The sequence below is a fragment of the Mesorhizobium sp. M7A.F.Ca.US.005.03.2.1 genome (assembly GCF_003997795.1).
GTDB lineage: Bacteria > Pseudomonadota > Alphaproteobacteria > Rhizobiales > Rhizobiaceae > Mesorhizobium > Mesorhizobium ciceri.
The window spans coordinates 1-6,520 of sequence record NZ_RZRP01000322.1; the positions used below are offsets into that span (position 1 = coordinate 1).

A 6,520-nucleotide genomic window follows, 5' to 3' on the forward strand; every position below is an offset into this window, starting at 1 on the left:
AGCCTGAACGATCTCGGGTTCGAGCTGCATGTAGGCGAAATCCTTGGCATCGCCGGCGCCGGCACGGTCGAGTCCGAGAAGGCAGGCAACGAGTTCCTCCTGCCCGTTTCCGCCGACGCCGGCGCGATCGTACTGGATGGCCAGGACATATCCACCGCCAAGCCAGACCAGCGCCGCGAGGCCGGCTTGCGCGTCATCCCCTCCGACCGCTTTGACAGCGGGTTGATCCGGGAGCTTTCCATTGCCGACAATCTCGCGCTCACGACCGTCGCCAGCGGTAGCTTCGGCGGCCCGTTTCTCCTGAGCCGGCGGGCGATGCGCGAGAAGGCCGCCGAGGCCATCGATGCGTTCGATATCCGCGGCGCGACGCCGGAACGGCCGGCCTCTTTGCTCTCGGGAGGAAACGCGCAGAAAGTGTTGCTCGCGCGGGAGCTCGATCACGGCCTGAAGGTTCTCATAGCGCATTCCCCTTCTCGCGGGCTGGACATGAAAGCGGCCGAGTTCGTCCGATCGGCGATCCGCAGAGCTGTGGAAGCCGGCGCGGCTTGCCTTCTGATCAGCGAGGATCTCCAGGAGGTCATGTCCCTGTCCCATCGGGTGGCCGTCATGAACAGAGGAAGGATCGCCGGCTGCCGTCAGACCGGCGACGTCACGCCTGAATGGATAGGAGGCCTTTTAGCAGGCCATGCTTGACACAGCTTTCCTTGTTCGCAGGCAAAATCCCGGCTTCTTGTTGACCAGTCTCAGTTATGTTGGCGGACTGTTGGTCGGGCTGACGGTTTCGGCGGTGCTGCTCGTGCATGCGGGCGTGCCGGCAAGCGCTCTTGTGGATGAGTTCCTGATTGCAACTTTTCTGACCTCGGACGGCCTCTCCCAGACGGCGACGGCCGCTTTACCGTTGGTGCTAGTCGGCCTCGCCTCCGGCGTTGCCATGCGCGTGCGGTTTTGGAACATCGGCGTGGAGGGCCAGCTATGGCTCGGCGCGATCGCGTCAACCTGGGTGGCGCTGAACGGCAGCGGGCCTGAAGTGCTGAGGTTGCCGACGATGTTCGTTCTGGCGGCGCTTGCGGGAGCCGCCTGGATTGCGATTCCGCTTTTTCTGAAACTCAAGTGGGGCGTTAACGAGGTTATTTCGACCCTGCTGCTGGGAAGCGTCGCGTTTCTGCTCGTGCAGCATCTTCTGTTCGGGGTCTGGAGAGACCCTTCCAACAGCTTTCCCGTGACCGCCACCTTTCCCGAGGCGAGCTGGTTTCTCGTTCTGGGATGGGGGCAGTTGCATGCCGGAATCTTCCTGGTCGCCGTTATCGCATTGTCCATCTGGTTCGTCATGGAACACAGCCGGGTCGGCTTCTACGCGGATGCTGTAGGTTTCAACGCCAAGGCCGCGCTCGCCACGGGCCTGCCGGTGCTCAGCATAGCCGTGGGGCTCGTGCTGCTCTCCGGCGCTCTCTCAGGCGTTGCCGGCATGATGATCGTGGCGGGGACGGAGCACCGCCTCAACCAGTCCGTCGGCAACGGCTATCTCTTCAGCGCGATCGTGATCGCCTACCTGGCCCGCGCGAAGCCATTGTGGGTGGTCGTGATCTCTTTCGCGCTCGGCGCGGTGTTCACCGCCGGGAATGTCCTGAAGGTTTTCTACTCGATCTCCGAAGCGATGATCGTGCTGATGCAAGGCGCGGTACTGATGTCGATTTTGATGGCGCAGTTCTTCAGCTCCTATTCGCTCAAACGGCCCAAGAACTAGGAAGGGACAGTTGCATGGATTTTCTGATCGGCTGGATTGCCATCATTCCGAGCTATGCGGCACCGTTGCTGCTGGCGAGCCTCGGCCTCATTATCTGCGAAAGAGCCGGCGTTCTCAATCTTGGAGCGGAAGGGCTCATGGCGATCAGTGCCATGACCGGCGCGATGACGGTGCTTTCCGGAGCCGATCCTTGGGTTGGTCTTGCCGCCGGCTCAGCGGCCGCGATGGCTCTCGCTCTGCTGTTTGGAATATCGACAGTCGCCTTGCGCGCCAATCATACGCTCGCCGGCCTAGCCGTCGTCGCAATCGGACTGGGCATCACCGGGGTCGTGGGGCGACCCTACGTGCAGAAGACCTTTTCTGGCATTTCCACACTTGGCGACCTCTTCGGGATAGACCGCGGTTCGGCATTCGGCCGCATTTTCGCGGTGCAGGACCCGGTTACGCTGGCGCTGCCGACCCTGGTCGGCGCGCTCTGGTGGTGGCTTTCCAAAAGCCGACATGGCCTCAGGTTGAGGTCCGTCGGGGAAAACCCGGCCGCCGCGGATGTCGCGGGTATCGACGTGCAACTGGTTCAGTTCGGGGCTGTCCTGGCGTCCGGGCTGTTTTGTGGTCTCGCCGGAGCCTATCTCTCAGTCGCCACAAGTCATGTCTGGGTGGAGGGAATGGTCGCGTCGCGCGGCTGGATTGCCGTTGCGCTCGTCATCTTTTCGCGCTGGAACGCGGCTCGAGCTCTCTGGGGTGCGCTTCTTTTCGGAAGCGCGGATGCGCTTGTGCCTAGACTACAAGCCATAGGCGCCGACGTTCCTGTCTATCTCATGATGACTTTGCCGTACTTGCTGACGCTTGTCGTGCTGGTGGCAGGCTCATTGGGCGGCCGGCGCTCCGGCGAGCCGGCCTTCCTCGGCAGGGTCTATCTACGACAAGACAAACAATAAGGAACTTGCCCGGTTCATGAGCTCCGCGGCCCGCATCCTTCTGGACTTCGCGGATTTCATGGACAAGCATCAAGGATCGCCGATGTCTGTGCCGTCCCCCCTCGCCCGGCGCTGACCCTGCGGCTCCGCTCGACGCCTATTCGCGTGCCACTAACCGTGAGATCAAGAACAAAGCGCCACGGAGACGACAGAGGGGGTCGCCGCGCGTAAAGCGCCAACGTCATCCGCAACAGCAGGCCGAGCCCAGCCGGACCGCCCCCTCTGGCCTGCCGGACCCGGCCCTTCGCTTTCGTTCCAGGCGTTCGTCGTTCGGAAAGCCAAGCGATTGGCTTTCCGTCCGCTGCGCGGACCACTCCTCACCCCCCTCAAGGGGGAGATCAGCAGCTTCAGCGGATCAGAACTTGTAGCTGAGCCCGACCCGGATATCCTGTGTCTGGAGGTCGACATGGGTTTCCGTGGGCAGGCCGGCGGCCACCGAGAGGTCCTGGCTGCCGAAGTCCGAGTAGCGATACTCAGCTCGAGCGATCCACCTGTCGGTGAAGGCGTGCTCGATGCCGGCGCCAACGGTCCAGCCGACATGGCTGTCGCTGTGGAGCGTTACTTCGGCGGCAGGGCCACCGGCGCTGACCGCAATAAGCTCATACTTGGCCGCAGCGACGCCTGCAGTGATGTAGGGCAAGGTCCGATCGAAAGCATAGCCGGCCCGCAGCCGCGCCGACCCGGACCATTTGAGTTCGCTCTTGAGCAACGTGGTGACGCCGCCGCCGCCGGCGTCGAGGGCCGTCAGCCCATCTATGTTGCCATACGCAATGTCGGCCTCGGCGCCGATCACGAAGCTGTTCTCCATCTGGTAATTCGCGCCGATATGGACGCCGCCGATAAATCCGTCCGGATCGACGCCAACGTTGAGATCGGTGGCCCCGCCCAGTCCGCCGCCGGCGATGAACAGATTGGATTTTCCGGCCGCGTAGCCGATGTCGACGCCGGCATAGAGTCCGGACCAGTCGTAGCCGGATGCAACAGGCGAAACCTCATTGATATCAGCCGCACACGCCACACCGAGCGGCGCGAGAATGAAGGCCGTTGCGAGAAGAAGAATTTTCATTGTTGTCTGCCGCCCCATGTTGCTTCCCCGCCGCACAAATGAGCTGCGGAGATCCAGCTGTTGTCGAGAAATCCGGTGTTGCATTGTCCGCCGGCCGCGTCTTGGGCTGGGCCGCACCCGAATTGTCGGGGAAAGCACCACGGCGCTTTCCCGGTCGGTGTGGCTTTTCAGCCTCAGTCGATCGGCGCGCCGTGCATTCGGTGGCTGTCGGAAACTATCTGGCGCTGCCCGGCGTCGAGCCGAAGCGGCGGCGGAAGCAGCGGTTGAAATAGGACACGTCGGAAAAACCGCTGAGCAGCGCGATCTCGCTGATCCGCATGCGGTCGTTGCGCCTGTCGGACAGCATCCGATGCGCCCTCTGCAAGCGCAGTTCGAGAATGCGCTCGGCAAAGCTCACCCCGGTTTCCTGCAGCAGGTCATGGACATAGCGGACCGAGAGCCGCAATTGCCCGGCAACGCCCTGCGCCGAAATGGCGGGATCGGCGAAATTGTCCCGCATCTTCTGCAGTATGGCCTGCAGCCTTGCCGCGCGCAGACCGCGCAGGCCCGCCAGTTCGGCCGCTTCGCCCTTGGCGCCGGTCGCCAGGCCGATCAGGTCGACGATGGTTTCGGTGGCGTGGCGATGAGGTCGGGCGAGACCAGGGCCGGGCCTGCTTCCAGGAAGCTGCAATAGCGCTTGAGCATGCCGAGCGCCTCATTGTCGGCGCCGACGGTCAACGCCAGCCGATCCTCTATATGAGCGAAGGCATTTTCCAGCACGGCACGGGGAAGCACCACATTGGCCCAGACATTGCTGTCGCCGCCGGTCATCTGCAACGCTTCCGAAGCCGAGACCAGGGCGGCCTCGCCTTTGCCGACGTGATAATCGCGGCCGATCTGCGTGCCGCTGAGCACCGTATCGCCATTGTTGACCAGCAACAGATAGCCGTCGCGACCGTCGGCGGCGATATTGCCCGCCTTGCGGCTGGCATGACGTATCGTCCCGGCCATCTGCCCAAGCACCAGCGACCCGACAGCGGTGGCTTCGATCGCGGCTTCGAACGACAGTCTTTCCGAAATCGTGTATTCGACCGACCATATCTCGGCGACATGGACGTCCTGCCAGAGCGCGAAGCGTGCGCGATGATCCAGATGCGGCGGCAGATCCGCCGATGAGAAGACGTTCTTTTGCAAGGGACGACCGGCCTTTTCTACAATCGCGTCTTCACTTCGACACGCACCGTATTGGACCAGATCACGGTCTGTCCAGAGCCGGAAATACTTGTGCGCCAGGCGACAATTTCAGTGCCGTCCTGAACAAGGATTGGCCTGATTTCGCGGATCTGGCTGGCTGAATTTCGGATTACTCGAAAATACCCAGTGCCGACGAATCGTTCCCCTACTCCGGCGATGGAACCGGCGGCCGTGATGTCAGCGCCGTGCCGAAGGCGGCGACAACAACGGCAGCGATCCCGGCCAGTTGCGTCGCGGTCAGGCTTTCATGCAGGAACAGGAAGCCGGCCAGTGCACCAAGCCCAGGCTCCAGGCAGGTCAGCGTGCCGTAGATGCGCGCCGGCATGCGGGTCAGCGCCACCATCTCCAGGAAGAACGGCAATGCGCTGGAAAACAGGCCGACGAGTAGCGCGCTGACCAGGATCGACGGGGCCAGCAGCGCGGATCCCGCCTGGGCGACACCGAAGGGCAGCACCAGCACGGCGGCGATGGCCATGCCGTAGGCGGTGGTGCGGGTGCCAAGCTCCGCGCCGGCCTTCTGGGCCAGCACGATGTAGAGCGCCCAGAAGCCGCCGGCCGCCAGCGCCAGCATCACCCCGATCGGATCAAGCGGCGCGAGGGAACGAACGAAGGGCGACAACAGCAGGATGCCGGCCACCGCCAGCGCGATCCAGGCAAAGTCGCTGGCGCGTCGCGAAGTCAAGGTCGCCACCAGAAGCGGGCCGGTAAACTCCAGCGCCACCGCGATGCCGAGCGGAATCCTGGCCAGCGCTGCGTAGAACAGGAGGTTGAGGGCGGCGAGCGTCACTCCATAAGCGACCAGCCACGGCATGGTGGCACGCGAGGGCCGCATCTGCCAGGGCCGCAGCACCGCGATCAGCATCAGCGCACCGATGACCAGCCTGAGCGTCGTCGTCCCTTGCGCGCCGATCTGCGGGAACAGGCCTTTGGCGAAGGTGGCGCCGATCTGGATCGACACCATGGCGCCCATCAGTGCTGCGACAGGCAAGGGCGCCGCTTCGCGACGGGCAATCGGCGTCGGTGTCACGTGATCCCATCCTCCATATCGCCGGGTCCAAACCCGACCGGCGGCATGGAGATAGGGCGAACCGGCCGGCCTGTCGTGAGGCAGCGGCAACTGGCTGCTAGGGCACGGCCAAGTGCCGCCGGCCGGTCAGTTCAGGGATTTGCGCCGTGGCGGCGGTGCCGGGTGGCGCTGCTCGAGGGCCGCTGCCGCATCGGTGCGGCCGGTCCGGCGCAGTCTTTCGAGATAGGCCGGCAACTCGCCAAGGCAATGGAACGGCCCGCCTTCCCGGATCACCGTCACCAGCGGGTCGACATCGCTGTCGCTGCGGATGGCCATGGCGCTGCGCCAGTCCTCGAGCAGCCGGCTGGCATGATCGACCACATCGCTTCGGGAGCCTGAGAGATCATGCTGCTCATGCGGATCCTCACTCAGATTGAACAGGCTGACCGGGCCGAAATCCTTGTAGCCGTCATGATAGGTGCGCAGCATCAGCC

At 63.7% G+C, this 6,520-nt stretch carries 7 protein-coding genes and 1 pseudogene; 3 read left to right on the plus strand and 5 right to left on the minus strand.

The genetic code is table 11. The features are described from left to right. The 3 genes from EN991_RS18615 to EN991_RS18625 all read left to right on the plus strand — a co-directional run. On the plus strand, window positions 1-693 hold a 693-nt coding region (locus tag EN991_RS18615; protein ID WP_127369278.1), incomplete at its 5' end, for an ATP-binding cassette domain-containing protein. After that, window positions 686-1,744 carry an ABC transporter permease gene (locus tag EN991_RS18620; RefSeq protein WP_013530695.1) on the plus strand — a complete coding sequence of 353 codons (1,059 nt, stop codon included), beginning with the start codon at window positions 686-688 and terminating at the stop codon, window positions 1,742-1,744. The genes EN991_RS18615 and EN991_RS18620, both read left to right, overlap by 8 nt. 14 nt (window positions 1,745-1,758) lie before the next feature. Beyond that, window positions 1,759-2,682, plus strand: coding sequence for an ABC transporter permease (locus tag EN991_RS18625; protein ID WP_064993944.1), 924 nt, complete (start codon window positions 1,759-1,761; stop codon window positions 2,680-2,682). 394 nt (window positions 2,683-3,076) lie between these two features. On the opposite strand, the gene EN991_RS18630 is transcribed toward EN991_RS18625, so the two are convergent. From EN991_RS18630 to EN991_RS18645, 5 genes and pseudogenes are all read right to left on the minus strand, one after another. After that, window positions 3,077-3,787 carry an outer membrane protein gene (locus tag EN991_RS18630; RefSeq protein WP_164769187.1) on the minus strand — a complete coding sequence of 237 codons (711 nt, stop codon included), beginning with the start codon at window positions 3,785-3,787 and terminating at the stop codon, window positions 3,077-3,079. Window positions 3,788-4,001: 214 nt separating this feature from the next. Beyond that, window positions 4,002-4,457, minus strand: a complete 456-nt coding sequence (locus tag EN991_RS40965; RefSeq protein ID WP_245461004.1) for a helix-turn-helix transcriptional regulator — start codon at window positions 4,455-4,457, stop codon at window positions 4,002-4,004. After that, a complete protein-coding gene (locus EN991_RS40970; protein WP_245461005.1) occupies window positions 4,379-4,960 on the minus strand; it encodes a hypothetical protein in 582 nt (193 codons plus the stop codon). Before EN991_RS40970 ends, EN991_RS40965 begins: the two co-directional genes overlap by 79 nt. Before the next feature lie 205 nt (window positions 4,961-5,165). After that, on the minus strand, window positions 5,166-6,047 hold the full coding sequence (locus EN991_RS18640; RefSeq protein ID WP_063168594.1) for a DMT family transporter: 882 nt from the start codon (window positions 6,045-6,047) through the stop codon (window positions 5,166-5,168). 126 nt (window positions 6,048-6,173) lie between these two features. Beyond that, a pseudogene (locus EN991_RS18645) lies at window positions 6,174-6,520 on the minus strand (sulfatase); the annotation flags it as partial.

Excerpts from the sequence above, each read along its gene's own strand:
- EN991_RS18620 (WP_013530695.1), top strand. The coding sequence starts at position 686 with ATGCTTGACACAGCTTTCCTTGTTCGCAGGCAAAATCCCGGCTTCTTG.
- EN991_RS18625 (WP_064993944.1), top strand. The coding sequence starts at position 1,759 with ATGGATTTTCTGATCGGCTGGATTGCCATCATTCCGAGCTATGCGGCA.
- EN991_RS18630 (WP_164769187.1), bottom strand. The coding sequence starts at position 3,787 with ATGAAAATTCTTCTTCTCGCAACGGCCTTCATTCTCGCGCCGCTCGGT.